Raw genomic sequence first — 330 nt, 5'->3', positions numbered from 1 at the left:
TGCCTGACACAACGCCTCGCGACCGTCGTTCTTCCGGCTGCTCCTAAAAGACCCGCGATGTGGCGGGATTTTTCGCACGACACACACACCGCGAGAGTCGGCTTGCTGGCGATTCACACCCCATGCACTCACCGCAGTCCGTACGAGCCGCCGGAGGAACGACGGCCGCGAAGCGGTCTTGCCGGTGTCGGTGGTGTGCCTGACACACCGCCTCGCGGCCGCCGGTCCTCCGGCTGCTCCTACAAGGTCAGGGGGGTGGCCGGATTCCACGCATTACTGTCACCCCGCGCGTGCGGATGCCGGCCACTCCCAACACGTGTCAACACCCCC

Origin of the sequence: Pseudomonas sp. UBA1879, from assembly GCF_002338065.1 — a bacterium.
Classification (GTDB): Bacteria; Pseudomonadota; Gammaproteobacteria; order Pseudomonadales; family Pseudomonadaceae; genus Aquipseudomonas.
Note: the sequence above shows the minus strand (reverse complement) of the source record.